Origin of the sequence: Psittacicella melopsittaci (assembly GCF_003585925.1) — a bacterium.
In the GTDB taxonomy this organism is placed as follows: Bacteria; Pseudomonadota; Gammaproteobacteria; order Enterobacterales; family Psittacicellaceae; genus Psittacicella; species Psittacicella melopsittaci.
In genome coordinates, this window is sequence record NZ_NRJH01000012.1 from 85,376 (window position 1) to 101,968 (window position 16,593).

Genomic DNA, 16,593 nt, shown 5'->3' on the forward strand with positions numbered 1-16,593 from the left:
TCCTTGCAAGGGCTACCTAGCGTTTGCTACGGCGCCAAGTGAGATAAAGATGAGTTAACTTATTTTGTTGTTTTTGCCACCAACTACTGCTTATTGCCACTTGTTTGAGGTGTTGACGTTGGGCAGCTAAGTATTTAACCGCTGCTAGGGCATTAGTAAAGCCTGGCTCGGTTGGTAGTTTATACAACGGGTATACCAGAAGGGTAGCTGCAATTAACTCGGCAAGGCTGAGCTTACGTTGTCGACGCGGTAAGGCTATTTGATCTTGGGTCAAGCCCCAACCTGCGTAAAACGGCAAGCCATAACAATGCACTTGTTTGCCTCTTAATAAAGCCTCAAAGCCGGCTAAAGAGGTCATAGTATGCACTTGATCTACGCGCTCGATTAAAGCAAGAATATTTGCCTCTACTATTTGTTGGTCGGCATATTGTAATACTTGCTCGAGCTCGTGTACCCCTTGACGGTTTTTACTAACTACATCTGGATGTGGTTTATAGATAATATATGCCTCAGGATTTAAGGCTCTGACACGTTTTAATAATTCGAGGTTAGACTTTACTTCAGGCGAACCATAGGCAAGCGAAGCATCATCTTCTACTTGTCCTGGTACCAGAATTATTGTTTTATCCTCTGGAAGCTCTAAATTTACTTGGAGCTCCCCTACATTATACTTGCCAATTTGCTCTTGCCTCAACCTTTGTTGCAGCTCTTGAGCTTGCGCCAGTTCATAGGGAGCAAAAGCATAGTTTTGGCAAATGCTTTCTAAGGCACTTGGGGTTTGGCTATTAAAGTAAATTCCTTGTCCATCCAGCACCAGAGATACAGGGGCAACTAGGTTCGAGCCCAGACCTACCGAACGAATAAAACCATCTTCCATGCGAATGATTGGCAGGTGATATTTTTCCCCTAACTCGAGTCCGCGCTTGCCTTGCCCCCAAACTAAGAGCTTGGTATTAGCTATAGCTTGTCCTTGTTTAGCTAAGAGCTTGGCAAGTTTTTTACTGCTAGTGAATTTAACTTCACGTGGTAAAAATGGTTTTACTACTGCTCGTTTCCAAAAGCTCATATCTAAAGCATAAATTTGCCCTTGTAAACTCGGCTGTAAAATTTTTTGTTGGGCAAGGTAGGTTAACACTTGCCAAATATGCCCAGGTTTACCTGTAGCAGGATCGAGATAACGCGGATAGCGTAAATAAGCCCCTAATACCAAATGGGCAAGAGTTAGTTTTTTGCGTCTTGGCGTTGAGGCTAAAGCCTGCATAAAAGGATGACGATCGTCAGTTAACCCCCAGGCACCATACCAACTTGCCCCAAAGGTAACTACTTGCTTACCCGCAAGTAAAGCTTCAAAACCTAGTTGCGAAGTCACGGCATAGACCTTATCCACATAAGCTAAAAGACTTTGCGGATTACAATCGCCAATAAAAGTTACTCCCTCTAAATCAAGAGGATAATAACCTTGCTTTTTGCCACAGAGCACATCTGGATGAGTTTTTATCCAAATTTGGGCTTCCGGGTTTTCTGCTTGGGCTTGGGCGAGCATTTGTTTAAAAGTTTGCTCATCAGCTTGCCCATACACTATTGCCATATCCTGGAAAGTTTGATCAACAACCAGCACTACAGGTTTACTTGCCTCATAGTTGTCTGGCACCTGAAAACCTTGAGCATGGTTGTATTTAGATATGGCATGCTTAACAATAAACTGCGCTACTTGCTCGGCTTGGGCTAATTCTGCTGGGCTCGCAGGACTTAAAAGCAGTTCTTCTAAGCGCGAAGGTGCAGATAAATCATAGTAAATGCCTAGATGATCATATACCAGAGATAAGGGTGCCGAACCCGTAACCCCCAGCCCCAAGGAACGAATAAAACCGTCTTCGAGAGCCAGATAACTAATACCTTGCTCTTGGGCTAAGGCCCGAGCTTTAACCGTAGTTTGGCGATAGCCCCAACCTACAACTAGAGGCGAACTTAAGTTAATTTCCTCTTGAGCTGGAGTAAACTGACCAGCCTCTTGAGCAAAGAAACTTTGTATCTCTCCAGCCCTTACTTGCGGACTACGCCAGGCATATTTAAACTCAAGCTCAGGAAAAAAGTGGGCTGAGGTAGTGATTAATTTACGCGAAAAGCTATAAGCTATTGCTGTCATAATTGAGTAATAAATTCTTGATCTTGAGCTAAATTAGCAGTATTAATCTCCAGAGCTTGAGGCACGGCAAAAGCTCGGTAATTAGGCTCATAATATAATTGCTCAGGACGGGCAGTAGTTAAAAAACTCTGCCATGCGTATAAATAAGTTAAACGTTGAGCACTGCCCATTAAACTCGAATAGCCAGTTTTAGGGTCATGCATGAGCGAAGTTGCTAATTCATTGCCCAGGACTAGAACTTGTTGGAGATTTAAAACTGCCTTTTCCCCAAAGGCACGTTTGAGACGAGCTAAAAACTCACTATCAGCTCCCGTTCTTACCCAATCCCAACCTCCGAGCTTGCTAAGTACTAGCTCTTTACGCCAAAGAGGTGAGGCTGGATTTAAGCGAATAAGCGGATATACCAAGCGGGCAGTAAAGATCCCTTCTTGGTCAAGTTTTAACCAACGTGAGGTAGTAGCTATAAGCTCAGGGTGCTCGAGTAAAGGTTGTACCTGCCGAGCAATTTTTTCTGGATGTGCCCAGTCATCGGCATCATGGGTAGTAACGAATTGACCGTTGGTTAACTTGAGAGCCAGATTTTTTGCCCCAAAAGTGCCTATATTAGCTGGTAAACGCACATAACGCACCCTAGCGTCTGCTTGGCAAACAGGGTTAATAAGGCTCTTAATGTCCTGAGTGCTAGCATCGTCGATAACAATTATTTCCAGATTTTGGTAAGTTTGCTCTCGTAAAGAGTTAACCGCAAGCAATAAGGTCTGCTCGGCATTATAACAGGTTACGATAATACTTACTAAAGGACCGCTAACTTGACTCGGCGTATAGCTCTCTAATTGACTGAGATTAAAAGTTAAATCTGGGCACGAACGCGGAATACTTGCTAAACCTTGACTTTGCCAAAGGTGGCACAAGGCTTGATAAGCATAAGAAACCTTGCGTGGTTTTTTTACTTCGGGTTCTTCCTGCTTAAGAATATGCTCGACTTTACGTGGGACATAATCTTCAACCGCCTCGGCTAACCAAGTACGATAGTTAGCTTCAAGAAAATAGAGGTTTTCTTGTTGCTTGCGCGTAAAGCGTATGTCTCTTTGCTCTAAGCAAACGAGCAAGTGTTTTAACATTGACAAGTTGCCCACGGCACTAGCTGCTCCTGCTAGAGGTAATAACCAATTCGAGTTATAGTGTTTTTTAACTAGAGCATAATGCAGGTTATACCAACTTAAAGCACTTGCAGGTAAATGCACGGCAAGTAGAGGTAAGGCTTCGAGAATAAACTTGCGCGAGCTCACCCTTTTACCAAGCCAATGGGCATAATGCAGGGCAGCTTGCTTGTAACCGCTCGCCGCTAAACAGAGAATATAATATAGTTGTTCTTTTTTGCCCCAACGCGGAAACTTTTCTTGGCGTACGGCAAGATAGTTATTTGCTTTATAGAGATGGGCAAACTTAGTTGACCATGGCCACTGCATCTTGTCCTCTTTTTAATCATCTGTTCCAGATAAATCACGACTGTATACTTTAGAGGCATAAGGACTGAGCTTGCTATCACTGCGATTAGCAATAATTAGGTCACTCAATTGAGCAAAAGTAGCAAAGTCATTAACTACTGTTACTTGCTCGAGAATTTGGCTTTTTTCGAGCATAGGCTCATAGACTATTACTTTAACTCCTTGGGCTTGTAAACGTTCAATTACGCCTAATACAGCTGCATCACGAAAGTTATCTGAACCGGCTTTCATAATTAAACGATAAACGCCAACTACCTTAGCTCCGGTCGCTAAGATGCTTTTGGCAATAAAATCCTTACGATGGTCATTAGCTTCCACTATTGCCCCAATTAAACTCTGCTCTTCAATATTTTTATAGTTGGCAAGTAGTTGTTTAGTGTCCTTAGGCAGACAATAGCCGCCATAACCAAAACTTGGATTATTATAATGCAGACCTATACGCGGATCTAAACCCACGCCGCGAATAATTTGATTTATATCTAAATTATACACTGAAGCATAAGTATCTATTTCATTAAAATAGGCAACTCGCATTGCCAGATAGGTATTGGCAAAAAGTTTTATCGCCTCAGCTTCGGTATTGCCTGTGAGAATTATTTCTACTTCTTCTTTAGCACTAGCCTCTTTTAGCAGCTGGGCAAAAGTAGCTGCTTGCTCGCTGGTCCCGCCGACAATAATGCGGCTCGGATAGAGGTTGTCATATAAAGAATGCCCTTCGCGTAAAAACTCTGGGGAAAAGTAAATGCTCTCGGTTGCAAAGCGCTCACGCATACTATTACTAAAGCCAATCGGAATCGTTGATTTAATAATAATGGTAGCCTGCGGGCTATAACGTAAAGTTTGGGCAATGCTTTGCTCTACAGACTCGGTATCAAAGTAGTTTTCTACCGGATCATAATTAGTTGGCGTGGCAATTACCACATAATCTACGCCCGTAAGAGCTTGCTCTGCCTCGGTGGTTGCCGAAAGTTGGAGCTCTGTTTCTCCTAAGAATTCGGCAATAGCGTGTTCTTGAATCGGTGCTTGTTTAGCTTCGATTTTGGCAACTTTTTCCGGATTAATTTCCAGTAAAGTCACCTGATTTTTTTGGGCGAGGATGCAAGCGTTAGATAAGCCTACATAACCAGCCCCGATTACAGCTATCTTTTTCATAATCTATAACCCAAGTAAGAGAGAGACAAGACCAGGAGTCTTGTCTTCTCTTGTTAATGCAAATAAAAGTTTAAGGTTGGTAATAAAGTTTGTAAGACTTCTTTATCACCTATGAGTTGCTTAATAGCAGTAAACCCCCAAGGAGCATGATTTTGTACTAGCGAGGTCTGTACCTTGTCATTATTTTTGTACTCGGTAAATAATGTAGCACTATTGCCATTATCTTCGCTTAGCCATTCAGGAAATCTTTGTATTGCTACTTGGAGAAGATTATTTTCTTTACAGTAGATAGCAAAGTAAAGATCCACCATTCCTGGTTGACTAAAGTTACTTAGTTTAAACTCTTTAAACTGACTTACTCTAAAGGCTACTGTACCCGTACCAAGAATATTCACCGCCCTGTCTTCTTCGAGTCCTTTATTAAAGTTGTATACCAGACGTTGCGGAGAAAAGTACTTGCTAATACTGCTCGGAATTATAACCCCGTGCACACCAACAACCGCTTGCTCTTGGTATTGTGCAAGCTTAGCTAGGAGGCAGTTAACATAATCTACAGGGTAAACTAAGTCATCATCACAAGTTAAGTAATAGGCATCTATATTATTTTTTAGCAGTTTTTCGAGGAGAATAAACTTGCCATTATCACGTATTGAAGTTGCCTTATCTTTACTTACAACTACCGTTGCCCTGTCGCCTAGTTCTTCAATAAACTTAGGTACTTTAGCATAGCCGTCTAAGTAAAAATGAAAATAATCTACTTGCGGACTCAAAGCCTTAACTACATTAGCAAGTTGTTTTTCTCGACTTGGGATCGAGCAAATACTAACATAAACTGGTAGTTTAGGGTTAGCGAGTTTACTCATGCCCGTCTCAAGCGGATAAACATCCCGAGTGCGTGGAAAAGTAAAATAATCTTTGTACTTTTGGGGTGGGGTTTGCTCGAGAAACTTTTTAAAAGTGCTACTATAGTTAGCTCGCATTGGCGAAAGCTCTTGGTTAATGCTAAAGCGATTAGTCCACTCTACCATATCCACAAAAAGCGAATCTGCTCGCATGGTATTAAAGTATAAAGGGAGCATTAAGCCAACTATTTGTTGACGCCCATATTTGGCTACGAGGCGATGATAAAACTCATCATCGGAAGCACACGTGGTGTTATTAAAATAACCCACTTGGGCAAAAGCTTCTTTACGAACACCTAGGGTAATTAAGCCCAGCTTATAGGCATTGTTGTTTAAACGTATAACATTATTATACTCAGTTTCTACGCGAGCATAGGCACAGCGTACGGCAATAGCTTTCGGGTGGGCGAGTAAATGCGCTACACAACGAGCAATACGCTCATGATGACAAACATCATCGGAGTCGTGGAAGAAAATGATTTCTCCTTTAGCTTTAGTTATCCCGAGGTTTTTTGCATAATAAGTGCCTAGATTAACATTTAAGCGATGAGCTTTAATGCGACCATAAGCTTTTGCCATGCGTTCAACTATGGCAAAGGTATTGTCTCTACTATTATCGTCAATTACTAAAATTTCTAAATTCGGGTAGGTTTGTAAAAGTAACGAATTTAAAGCCTCTTCAATATACTCTTCTGTATTATGACAAGTCATAATCACGCTTACTAGAGGGCAATGGGCAGGAGGTAACTCAGGACTTGGGGTATGAGCTACCTGTTGATATAAGTCAGCAACATTAAGCAGTTGATTGGGAGTATATAAACGTTGCGGATCAGTTACGCCTTGTGCAATTAAATCGAGCGTATAAGGACTGATATTGCCTTGATAGTAGTTCTTTAATTCAGGACTGGCTTCAAGCTCGTGCCAAAGGCGTTCAATCTGTGCAAGGGTTAAACTCTGCGGTGAACCATGGTAGTTTAAATGCTTCCAACATTGGCTAATATTGTACTCTACCAAATCTAAATCTTTATATTGCAAAGCTATTTGGTAGTAAAGGCTCAGAGCTTGCTGGTAAGAGCCTTGACGAAATAGCTGATTAGCTTGAGAGAATAAGGTCATAAACTCAACTCTAGTCTTTTTTCTGTTGACGAAACTCAAGTACTTGTTGACGCAGGTGCTTAGGTAAAGCCAACCATCTAAACTTGTATGGTTGTCTAAAATCTTGAATTAGCACCTTGCCTAAACGGTAAGATAAATTCTCCATAACTTGCTCGCCTTGGGCATAATCTTGATAGTCTTTAAGTCTTGGTTGCACTATCCCCTTAATGCTCTTACGATATTTACGATAAGAGCGATAGGTTGCGGCAAGATTATAAGGGAGTAAGAGCATTTGCGGAAAAGATTTACCCGCTTTAATTATTTGCGTGCCTAAACGATAGCTCAGATGATTTTTTACTCTATCAGGAGCACCATATAAAAGCTTTACTTTTTGCTTAGCTTGAGGTTTTTGCTCGCGAGGGACAAATTGTCCTTCTATCTTGGCAGCAAAACGCTCTTGGAGCTGGAGATATTTTTCTTCGAGAACTGCTAATTGTGCTTGATCCTGCTCAAGTTGGGCTTGCGTAGTAGCTAATTGAGCTTGAGCCTGATCGAGTTGGGCTTGCGTAGTAGCTAATTGGGATTGAGCCTGATCGAGTTGGGCTTGCGTAGTAGCTAATTGGGATTGAGCCTGATCGAGTTGAGCTTGCGTAGTAGCTAATTGGGCTTGAGTCTGATCGAGTTGGGCTTGCGTAGTGGCTAATTGCTCTTGAGTTGGATCTATTTGATCTTGCTCTGCTTGAGCTTGCTCAAATTGAGCTAATTGATCTAGTTCTGCAACTCTAACTGCGGTTCCTTGCTCAACAAGCTGAGGTTCTTTCTCTGTTACAAACTTTCTAAAGGTTACAAGAGAAACTTCTTCATAAGAGGAATTTGGATAGGTTACTTGCATTTGCAGAGCTTGATAAAGCTCTTGTATCTGACTATCGCGATTTAATAAAAGCTGAGCGAGGTTATAGTATACTGCTTTTAAACTTATTTTCTCTTGAACACTAGACAAGTGAGAAGTTGCCTTATCACCTAAGGCAAGGAGATCCTGTGCAACTAAAGTAACTTGCGTGGCAAAGTTTAGTTTAAGAGCAAGTACTTTGGTAAAAGTTTTCTTCCATAGAGTTAAATAAGCTTGAGCATCTAAACTTGGCTCGCTTAGTAAACGGACATAAGGCTGGGAATAAAAAATTAGCCCTTGCAACTCAGGATTTTTCCTAAGTTGCTGACTACAAGCGTCGAGGTCACGTAGAATAAATCTTTCCCCAGCTTCGGTAGTTAAATATATCTCTAACAAGTCCGAAGGATCATTAAAATTATTATAAGATTGCATAGGGTAAGGTTATTTAAGAGGTAAATTTAGCTAAGTCTTTTTATTTTACTAAATCATTTTCTATTGCTTTAGTCTACGGGCAAAAAGCTCGTTTTTCAAGCAGTTAGCCTCGACAAAACAGAAAAAAGGTTGCAACAATATAAGTTTAGGGGCTTTTGCCTAGGTTATTGCAGTGTAAAGTAGTTTGTTTTGAATGTTAGAAAAATAGGTTTAATTTTAAAAAAGAACTGTTATTTGTTACTTAGCTTGTTCCTAAATCACCTAGAGTTTACTCCCCGGATTTGATTGTATTCTGTTGCCTTATAATCTGGGTTCAAGCAAACTATAAAGGGGGAATAAATCTAGTTGACCTAGATAAAATTAAACCTAAAAACTACAATTAACAAGGTAAAGCACCTTTATTATACATTGTTATTAAGATTTAAGTTCTCTTGCTTTGCTTTCGCTTGCGTCTAAACTGTTTTCTTCTGAGTTTACACGCAGTTTACGAGAAGGAACAAAACGCACTACTTTACGTGCACTAATTTCCACTTCTTCCCCAGTACGTAGGTTACGTCCTGGACGTGCAGATTTTTGCACAATAGAGAAAGTACCAAAAGAAGATAATTTAACTGTCTCTGATTTTTGCAGTTTATCTCTAATAGTATCAAAGAAAACTTGAACAAAAAGTTTACTTAAAGATAAATCGTAACCGTAGTTAGATTGTAACTTATAAGCTAAGTCTTTACGCGTCACGCAAGGTAATTTGTCTACTACTGTTTTTTTTCTCTTGCTAGACTTTTTCTCTAGATTTTCGTTATTTTTCATGATTACTTAATTAAATCTCGCGCAGTACTGCCCCAAACTCTTGTGCCAATGCTGACACTACACGTGTCATCTCTGCATTAGTTTCAGCATCATCTAGAGTACGGTCATCTGCACTAATTGTTAAAGTTAAAGCCACTGATTTGGTGCCTTGTGCTAAAGGTTCACCTCTAAATAAGTCAAAGAGATGTACATCAGTGAGTAATTCACTACCAGCTTTGCGGGCAGTTGCAATTAGGTCACCAACTAAAACATTTTCATTGACAATTAAAGCAATATCACGTTTATTACTTGGGAATTTAGATACAGGTTTTGCTTCTGGCACATGGGTTAAAGCTATAGCTTGCGCATCTAAAGCAAACATATAAGCATCACCGCTTACACCATAAGGTTTAGCTAAAGCTGGGTGTACTTTACCAATTAAACCAATTCTTTGCCCTTGGTGGAGGATCTCAGCAGTTTGTCCTGGGTGGAAACCTGCTATTTGCGCTGGAGCAAATCTTACTTCAGTAGCTGTAATAGCTAATAAATCTTCAACTATACCTTTTACATGGTAAAAGTCTACAGGTTGGCTAGTGTGATTCCAGCCTTGTGGCACAGTTTCACCTGCCACTAAACCTGCTAAAACTAATTCTTGGCTTACGCCGAGTTCAGCATCAGCGTTAGGCACAAAGGTTAAACCTGCTTCAAAAATGCGTACACGTTTTTGTTGACGTTTTTGGTTGTAAGCTAAAGTTGAATATAAATTCGTAAATAAGCTTAAACGCATTTGACTCATTTCTACCGAAATTGGATTAGGTAGATCTAAAGTAGCTTCACCTGGGTGGAATAAAGCTTGCAGTTTTGGTTCCACAAATGAGTAGGTAACTACTTCTTGGAAGTCACGGTTTACTAATACATCTTTTACGCGATTTAGAGGTAAATCTGCTTCGCGGAATTGACGCATTGAAAGTTTTGCTTCTGGAGCAGCTGTAGGAATGTTTTCGTAGCCATGCACACGAATAACTTCTTCTACTAAATCTTCTGGAATTTCTAAATCAAAACGCCAGCTTGGAGTAGTTACAGTGTAAGTTTGATTATCGTGCGCTTGCACTTGGCAACCTAAAGCACTAAGAATATCAACTACTTGCGCTTGACTATAACCAATACCCGCAATTTGTTCGAGTAAGTTATGTGCTAAAGTAATAGTGTGGCTATTGTCTGGTAATTGCCCTACTAGGTTAACTGGACCTGCACTACCACCACAGATTTCTAATACTAACTCAGTTGCACGTTCCATTGCCACTAACAGCATTTGTGGGTCTACGCCACGCTCATAGCGGTGTGAAGCGTCGGTGTGTAAACCATATTGACGAGCACGGTTAACTATAGCTAAAGGAGCAAAATGAGCTGCTTCTAATACTATATCTGTTGTATTCTCGTTAACCCCTGAGTGTTCACCACCAAAAATACCTGCTAAAGCAATAGGTCCTTTAGTATCAGCAATTACTAATGTATTGCTTTGTAATTTTGCTGTTTCCCCAGAAAGAAGAACAATTTCTTCGTCTTGTTGGGCTGGACGCACAACAATTTTTTCTTGTAGGTTCGCTTTATCAAAAGCGTGCATAGGGTGACCTAAATCATGTAACACATAGTTAGTAATGTCTACAATAGGGTCAATTGAACGTACGCCTACACGAGCTAAGTATTGTACCATCCACTCTGGAGTACGAGCTTTTACGTCTACGCCTTTAATAATACGTGAAGCATACGCAGGACAAGCTTTGTCGTCTACTAATTCTACTGGGAATACTTCATTGTGCGTAACACGTTGTGCTGCTTGAGCAAAAAGTTTTGCTTTGAAATCAGCAAATTTAGTTGGCACTAAATATTTAGCTCCTAAATCACGTGCTACCCCTAATTGTGATAAGCAGTCTGCACGGTTAGCTGTTAAGCCAATTTCAACTACAACATCGTCAAGTTGTAAGTAAGAACGTACATCTGTACCTACAGGAGCGTCAGCTGGTAATTCAACAATTCCATCTGCTTCAATGTTAATACCTAGTTCGCTGTACGAACAAAGCATCCCATTTGAAGGCTCGCCTCTTAGTTCAGCAGCTTTAATTTTAAAGTCACCCGGTAGTACCGCACCAACTTTAGCTACACAAACTTTTAAGCCTTGACGGCAGTTAGGTGCACCACAAACTATATCTAGAAGTTGCTCTTCACCTACATTTACTTTAGTAACGCGGAGTTTATCTGCATTAGGGTGTTGTTTACACTCTACTACCTCTCCCACTACTACATTATTAAATTCACCCGCAACTGGTTCTACGCCGTCTACTTCCAGACCTAGCATAGTTAAATCGGAAATTATTTGAGCTCTTGGCGGGAGTTTAGCCCAGTTACGTAATGCTAATTCACTAACAATCATCTTGCTTCCAAATTTTTCTTAAGTCACTAGTTATTAAATTGTTTTAAGAATCTTAAATCATTCTCAAAGAACGCACGTAAGTCATTTACGCCGTAACGTAACATGGTTAGACGTTCTACCCCCATACCTACAGCAAAGCCACGGTATTTAGTTGGGTCGATACCTACAGACTCAAGTACTTTTGGATGCACCATCCCACAACCTAGTACTTCTAGCCATTTACCATTTTTCCCCATAACATCAACTTCAGCCGAAGGTTCTGTAAATGGGAAGTAAGAAGGACGGAAACGAATTTGAAGTTCTTCTTCAAATACGTTAGTTAACATGTCTTTAATAACCCCTTTAAGGTTTTTAAAGCTCACTTTGTCCGCATAATCCACAAAGAGAAGTTCAATTTGGTGGAACATAGGCGTGTGAGTTTGGTCATAGTCATTACGATATACACGACCTGGAGCAATAATTCTTAATGGAGCTTCCATTTTTTCCATAGAACGAATTTGCACCCCTGAAGTTTGCGTACGCAGTAATCTTTGCGCATCAAACCAGAAAGTATCGTGATCAGCACGAGCTGGGTGATGATCTGGAATATTTAAAGCATCAAAGTTATAGTATGCTGATTCAATTTCTGGACCACCAACTACCGTAAAGCCAATTTCACTGAAAAATGACACTACACGGTTAATTGTTTTACTTACTGGGTGTAAACCACCCATGCCTTGAGCATTACCTGGTAAAGTAACATCAATACGCTCAGCTTCTAATTTAGCATTTAACTCAGCTGCTACAATTTCTTCACGGCGAGCATTTAAAGCCGTTTGCGCAGTAGTTTTTGCTTCATTAATTTTTGCACCTACGGCAGCTTTTTGCTCGTTAGGAACATCACGTAATTGTTGCATTAATAAAGAGAAATGACCTTTTTTCCCGAAGTAGTTTAAACGCACTTCTTCTAATGCAGGTACGCTATCAGCTTGAGCGATTTGGGCTAGAGCTTCTTGTACTAGCTGTTCAAGTTGTGAATTATCAATCATTGACTAACTCTTGTTGTATTTGTTATTGCACCAAAAAATTAATATAGATGTGTATTACCAAGAATACGCATATGTATTAATTTCTTGGTATAAGGCTTCAGGCAAAAAAATATCTTTGCCTTATAGAAAAAAACACTGCTCTATTATACCAAAAATCCCTTAATAATTACATATTATTATCTTTTTAGCAAGGAAAAATACTCTTTTTTAGTTCTTGCTTGCTTTTTTTAACTTTAATAAGAACTATTAACACTTAACCCTATAAAAAACAGTCAATTTTATTTTGCCTAAATTTAAAAGTGTACGCTTAATTATACTTAAAACTTTATCTAAGTACAAAAGTTTTTTCACTATTTTGCCACAAAAATCAAAGACTCAAGTATAAAACCTGAGCCTCAAATTTTTATTTATGAGCAAAATACTGGTTACTTGTCTCTAGAGCCTCTTCAAGGTCTTGCTCCCAAAGTCTGCTTCCCGCCCTTAAATCTTCGGGATTATCTTGAGCAAAGTCTACCTCAAAACTTTCATTGGCTTGTACCCAAAGATAAGCTTGGTTCCAATCATTGTGTCTTACTTGCTCGAGTTGTTGGTAAACTTGGCTACAAGTTAATTCAACAAAGGCATAGCCTTGGGTAAGCAATTGACTGTAATCATTCGGATCTAAATCAGCTAGTGCCAAAGCAAACTCAGGATGCACATGGGCTAAAATAGGTTTGCCATCGGCAGGACGATGTTTTTTCTGTTCGGCAGTAAGCTTTGCCCAAAAGTCTAAGTTGGTTTCTTTTTTTAGTTTGGCAGCTAAAGCTAGTAAATAGTCATAGCTTTTACTGAGCTCGTAATAAACGCCACGGTCGTCTACCCCCCAAACCATGAATTCAACCCTATCTTCTTGAGCTGCTTTTAAAGTGCCTTTAATAGCTCCTGTAGAGGAAACGAATGATTGCGCCTGTTGGGCAGGAATGATTGCCACTCCCAAATGAATGGCTTGTAAACCTGGAAGCCAAAGTTTATGGAAGTCAGTAACTATATCCGAATATAATTGCGGATCTATGAGATCTCTGGGGCAAGTTTGGGATCTCCGTCCTTTTGCTTTGCTCCAAAAATCTTTAAAAAAGTGATGCATAGCAGCTAAATACATAGGCGTCTCCTCCTTAAGCCTCATATTTTTTGATTATGCCACAGCTGTTACTTATTTGCAGAGAAAAAACGATAGATCACATAATTAGGAACGCTTGAGGCTATTTTTTTTTGGGGCAAAGTTTGGCAAAAAAAGAAAAAGAAAAAAGTAGAAGTGAGATATACCAAGTAAAGAGGTAAATGAAAGAGAGCAATATTTTCTGAGTTCTAAGATGCAAGAAAGCAGCTCCAAAGAGCTGCTTTAATCTATCTTAAAAAAATCTAATTGTCTGCAAGCCTCGCGCTTGGTAGCTAGACGTTTTTAAGGTTGTAAATGCGGTTTATATTGTAAATCAAGATACGATGTATTAGAGTTTGCCATTAAGAAATCAGCAGGAACTGCTCGATTTTCTTGGGCTAGTTTTTCTTTAAGTTGGACAATATCTTGATAGTAGCTACTTGCTCGTGCAGGTAGGTATTGACAGTTTTTACTGATAAAAGCAAATCTTTGTAAAGGAAGAGCATGACTGCTTTTACTTTGCACGGCAGTGGTAAAAATTTCCACGTTCTGCTCAAAATCTTTGATGTCACTTCGGGAAATATTTTTACAGATAAATTTGTCACCCTCAATCGAGGTTATTACAATTTGAAAGAATGGACTATTACGTTCTTGTAAATAGTAAATACGCGAAATCTCTGTCCAAGCTAAACGATAGCGCCTACCACTGTTTAAACAAATTAGTAAACGTTCGGCATTAGGATGAAAGTATTTTACATCTGTAGCATCACGATAAACTGGGAGTTCACACGTAATATAAGCATCAGGTACTTTACCCTTACCTTCTAAACATGCTCTTAGATGATCATATTCCCCTTTTGCCTCAGGGTCAGGTCTTTCAACCTCTTGAGCATTAACTCCGCCATTATAAGTGTAGAGTTTATAACAAATTGCAACAAACACGATCAGAAAAACTATATATAGATAAGCCATAGTTTCCTCACTTGTTATTAAGCCTGTATATTATATAAGAAAAATTGCTTTTACTCCAATTGTTCTTAATTTCTATTCTAGTTCTCTTACAGTAAAAGTACTGAGGTTTTTTCTGGTTTTGTGACCTAGGTCACACTTTTTACGAGAACAAGGCTGTTTAAGTAAGAAAATTAGTCAAGTTTTTTAGCTTATTACCCTTGCAGAGCTTGCCCTATTTGCCCGCCAATAAGTTGCAATACTTCTATAACCACCGAGTTACCAAACTGCTTGTAAGCTTGATTTGCCTTGTCACAAATTTGGTAAGAATCAGGATAGCCCATAATACGAGCACATTCTCTTGGATGAAGTCTTCTGGTGCGCCCGTTAATTAAATAGCCTCCTGTTTTAGCAAATACTCCCCCACCATAAGCCGAAAGAGTAATCGCTATCCCTTTGGTGCTATAAATTCTTTCCCCTTGCCCCCCTTTGTTGACTATGCCAAGGCGAATAGATTTATTGCTATAAGTGTCATCGGCAACTCCATTGAAGTAGGTATCTGATCGCTCAACATATAAATGCTCTACCAGACTTGGATCATCTAAAAGAAAATCTTCTACATGTCGCGTCAAAGGAAAAGGCAGAGGAAAAGTAAAAGGAGCTACAGCAAGATCCTTTCTAAAGCAAACCATGTAAATACGTTCGCGCTTTTGTGGTACCCCATAATCAACGGCATTGAGTACTTTGTGGTAAAAAGTATAGCCTAGCTCTTCCATAGTTGCTTTAACTACTGCTAGAGTACGTCCTTGATCATGGCTGGCAAAGTTTTTTACATTCTCCATGAATACTACTTTAGGCTTTTTAGCTTTAACAATGCGAGCTACATCAAAAAACAAGGTGCCACGACTATCTTCAAAGCCTCTTTGCTTGCCACTGATTGAAAAAGCCTGACAAGGAAAACCTGCACACAAAATATCATGCTCAGGAATAGACTGTTCATCAACTTTAGTAATATCTCCTTCTGGTGTTTCCCCAAAGTTTGTCGCATAAACCTTGCGTACAGGTTCATCCCACTCACTAGAGTAAACACATTTGGCACCTAAAGACTCAAGGGCAATTCTAAAGCCACCTAGTCCCGCAAACAAGTCAATGAAGGTCATTCCTTCGAGCGATTTTTCTTTAATTTCTAGCATGCATAGTTCTCCGCAGTTTTTAGCTTTATCATTATAGCGCAGTGGGCTGAACTCTGGAGCTTTTGTCCCTAAAAGAGGCTATAATCTCTCCAACTAAGGGCAATAGGGATCCACGAGTTGCACCTAGCTAACCTCATCAAGCTAATAACACCAGTCTAGTTTACCTTGTTAACCTAGCTCCACCAACTCGCCTACCTTGTCCTAGCTCCACCAACTCGCCTACCTAGCTTGAGTTTTTTCCTTTATTTTTACCTAGAGATAAAGGCACTTGGCATATAATAAAAGTAACCGTCTTCTATAACTTCGAGAGGAAATAACTCGCATGACCAACTTACCTCAATCTCAAACTCCGCGTCAGGAATTTTCTCCCCCACCAAACACTTGGCTTAACTACAAGCTAAAATGTCAAATTGGCGTAGGGGGAATTATTTTACATCTGCTCCTTTGGTTTTTACTCCTGATAGTTACTTTAGGGATAGCTACTCCGATTTACACTTATCACCTTTTTAAAACGGTAATCAACTCAACCATTGTTGTTGATCGTGATACTAACACTAAAGTAGGCTCTCTCGTTTGTCAGTTAAACTGGTCTGACTATATTCTGCAATGGATTCTTTGTGTTCTCTTAACCTTCTTAACTTTTGGTTTATATCTCATTTTCTTTACGTATATTGCTTTAAAACAAGCACTGAACACAACTGTAATTATCAAAGATTAGAAGTCGCTTGAGCATAGAGGCACCCTACCTCTTACGCAAAAAGATCCCTAGGTCGGGGATCTTTTTACTTTGGGTTTTGTTTTTGCTTTTGCAATTTGCTTTGGGTTTTACTTTGTGCTTTTGCAATTTGCTTTGGGTTTTACTTTTTGCTTTTGCTATTTGCTTTGGGTTTTACTTTTTGCTTTTGCATTTTGCTTTAGTTTTTGCCGTTAGCTTTTTTCTTTGCCTTT

The 16,593-nt window shown here is 39.8% G+C and carries 12 protein-coding genes; 1 reads left to right on the top strand and 11 read right to left on the bottom strand.

Annotation, left to right across the window (positions count from 1 at the left end):
• Positions 1-16 precede the first annotated feature (16 nt).
• The 11 genes from CJP74_RS01365 to CJP74_RS01415 form a co-directional block, all read right to left on the bottom strand.
• Positions 17-2,146, bottom strand: a complete 2,130-nt coding sequence (locus CJP74_RS01365; protein ID WP_119496485.1) for a capsular polysaccharide biosynthesis protein — start codon at positions 2,144-2,146, stop codon at positions 17-19.
• Entirely contained in the window at positions 2,143-3,615 is a 1,473-nt protein-coding gene (locus CJP74_RS01370) for a glycosyltransferase family 2 protein (RefSeq protein ID WP_119496486.1), read from the bottom strand. The genes CJP74_RS01365 and CJP74_RS01370 overlap by 4 nt, the downstream gene beginning before the upstream one ends.
• Before the next feature lie 12 nt (positions 3,616-3,627).
• The gene (locus CJP74_RS01375) at positions 3,628-4,806 is read right to left on the bottom strand and encodes a nucleotide sugar dehydrogenase (protein WP_119496487.1); all 1,179 of its coding nucleotides are present in this window, start codon (positions 4,804-4,806) and stop codon (positions 3,628-3,630) included.
• 53 nt (positions 4,807-4,859) lie between these two features.
• A complete protein-coding gene (locus tag CJP74_RS01380; RefSeq protein WP_119496488.1) occupies positions 4,860-6,824 on the bottom strand; it encodes a glycosyltransferase family 2 protein in 1,965 nt (654 codons plus the stop codon).
• A gap of 10 nt (positions 6,825-6,834) precedes the next feature.
• Positions 6,835-8,124, bottom strand: coding sequence for an HlyD family secretion protein (locus CJP74_RS08055; protein WP_222986828.1), 1,290 nt, complete (start codon positions 8,122-8,124; stop codon positions 6,835-6,837).
• 414 nt (positions 8,125-8,538) lie between these two features.
• Positions 8,539-8,931, bottom strand: a complete 393-nt coding sequence (locus CJP74_RS01390) for an HU family DNA-binding protein (RefSeq protein WP_119496489.1) — start codon at positions 8,929-8,931, stop codon at positions 8,539-8,541.
• Positions 8,932-8,941: 10 nt separating this feature from the next.
• Complete coding sequence (gene pheT / locus CJP74_RS01395; protein WP_119496490.1) at positions 8,942-11,341, bottom strand: phenylalanine--tRNA ligase subunit beta; 2,400 nt, start codon at positions 11,339-11,341, stop codon at positions 8,942-8,944.
• Positions 11,342-11,367: 26 nt separating this feature from the next.
• Entirely contained in the window at positions 11,368-12,369 is a 1,002-nt protein-coding gene (gene pheS, locus CJP74_RS01400; protein WP_119496491.1) for a phenylalanine--tRNA ligase subunit alpha, read from the bottom strand.
• Positions 12,370-12,772: 403 nt separating this feature from the next.
• A complete protein-coding gene (locus tag CJP74_RS01405) occupies positions 12,773-13,507 on the bottom strand; it encodes a hypothetical protein (RefSeq protein WP_119496492.1) in 735 nt (244 codons plus the stop codon).
• A gap of 300 nt (positions 13,508-13,807) precedes the next feature.
• Positions 13,808-14,476 carry a hypothetical protein gene (locus CJP74_RS01410; protein ID WP_119496493.1) on the bottom strand — a complete coding sequence of 223 codons (669 nt, stop codon included), beginning with the start codon at positions 14,474-14,476 and terminating at the stop codon, positions 13,808-13,810.
• Positions 14,477-14,667: 191 nt separating this feature from the next.
• On the bottom strand, positions 14,668-15,645 hold the full coding sequence (locus CJP74_RS01415; protein ID WP_119496494.1) for a DNA cytosine methyltransferase: 978 nt from the start codon (positions 15,643-15,645) through the stop codon (positions 14,668-14,670).
• 322 nt (positions 15,646-15,967) lie between these two features.
• Between CJP74_RS01415 and CJP74_RS01420 the strand changes: the two genes are divergently transcribed.
• Positions 15,968-16,363 (top strand): DUF6693 family protein, encoded by a 396-nt coding sequence (locus tag CJP74_RS01420; protein WP_119496495.1) that lies wholly within the window; start codon positions 15,968-15,970, stop codon positions 16,361-16,363.
• Positions 16,364-16,593 lie beyond the last annotated feature (230 nt).

Coding starts and splice junctions, on each gene's coding strand:
- CJP74_RS01365 (WP_119496485.1), bottom strand. CDS start 2,146: ATGACAGCAATAGCTTATAGCTTTTCGCGTAAATTAATCACTACCTCA.
- CJP74_RS01370 (WP_119496486.1), bottom strand. CDS start 3,615: ATGCAGTGGCCATGGTCAACTAAGTTTGCCCATCTCTATAAAGCAAAT.
- CJP74_RS01375 (WP_119496487.1), bottom strand. CDS start 4,806: ATGAAAAAGATAGCTGTAATCGGGGCTGGTTATGTAGGCTTATCTAAC.
- CJP74_RS01380 (WP_119496488.1), bottom strand. CDS start 6,824: ATGACCTTATTCTCTCAAGCTAATCAGCTATTTCGTCAAGGCTCTTAC.
- CJP74_RS08055 (WP_222986828.1), bottom strand. CDS start 8,124: ATGCAATCTTATAATAATTTTAATGATCCTTCGGACTTGTTAGAGATA.
- CJP74_RS01390 (WP_119496489.1), bottom strand. CDS start 8,931: ATGAAAAATAACGAAAATCTAGAGAAAAAGTCTAGCAAGAGAAAAAAA.
- pheT (WP_119496490.1), bottom strand. CDS start 11,341: ATGATTGTTAGTGAATTAGCATTACGTAACTGGGCTAAACTCCCGCCA.
- pheS (WP_119496491.1), bottom strand. CDS start 12,369: ATGATTGATAATTCACAACTTGAACAGCTAGTACAAGAAGCTCTAGCC.
- CJP74_RS01405 (WP_119496492.1), bottom strand. CDS start 13,507: ATGTATTTAGCTGCTATGCATCACTTTTTTAAAGATTTTTGGAGCAAA.
- CJP74_RS01410 (WP_119496493.1), bottom strand. CDS start 14,476: ATGGCTTATCTATATATAGTTTTTCTGATCGTGTTTGTTGCAATTTGT.
- CJP74_RS01415 (WP_119496494.1), bottom strand. CDS start 15,645: ATGCTAGAAATTAAAGAAAAATCGCTCGAAGGAATGACCTTCATTGAC.
- CJP74_RS01420 (WP_119496495.1), top strand. CDS start 15,968: ATGACCAACTTACCTCAATCTCAAACTCCGCGTCAGGAATTTTCTCCC.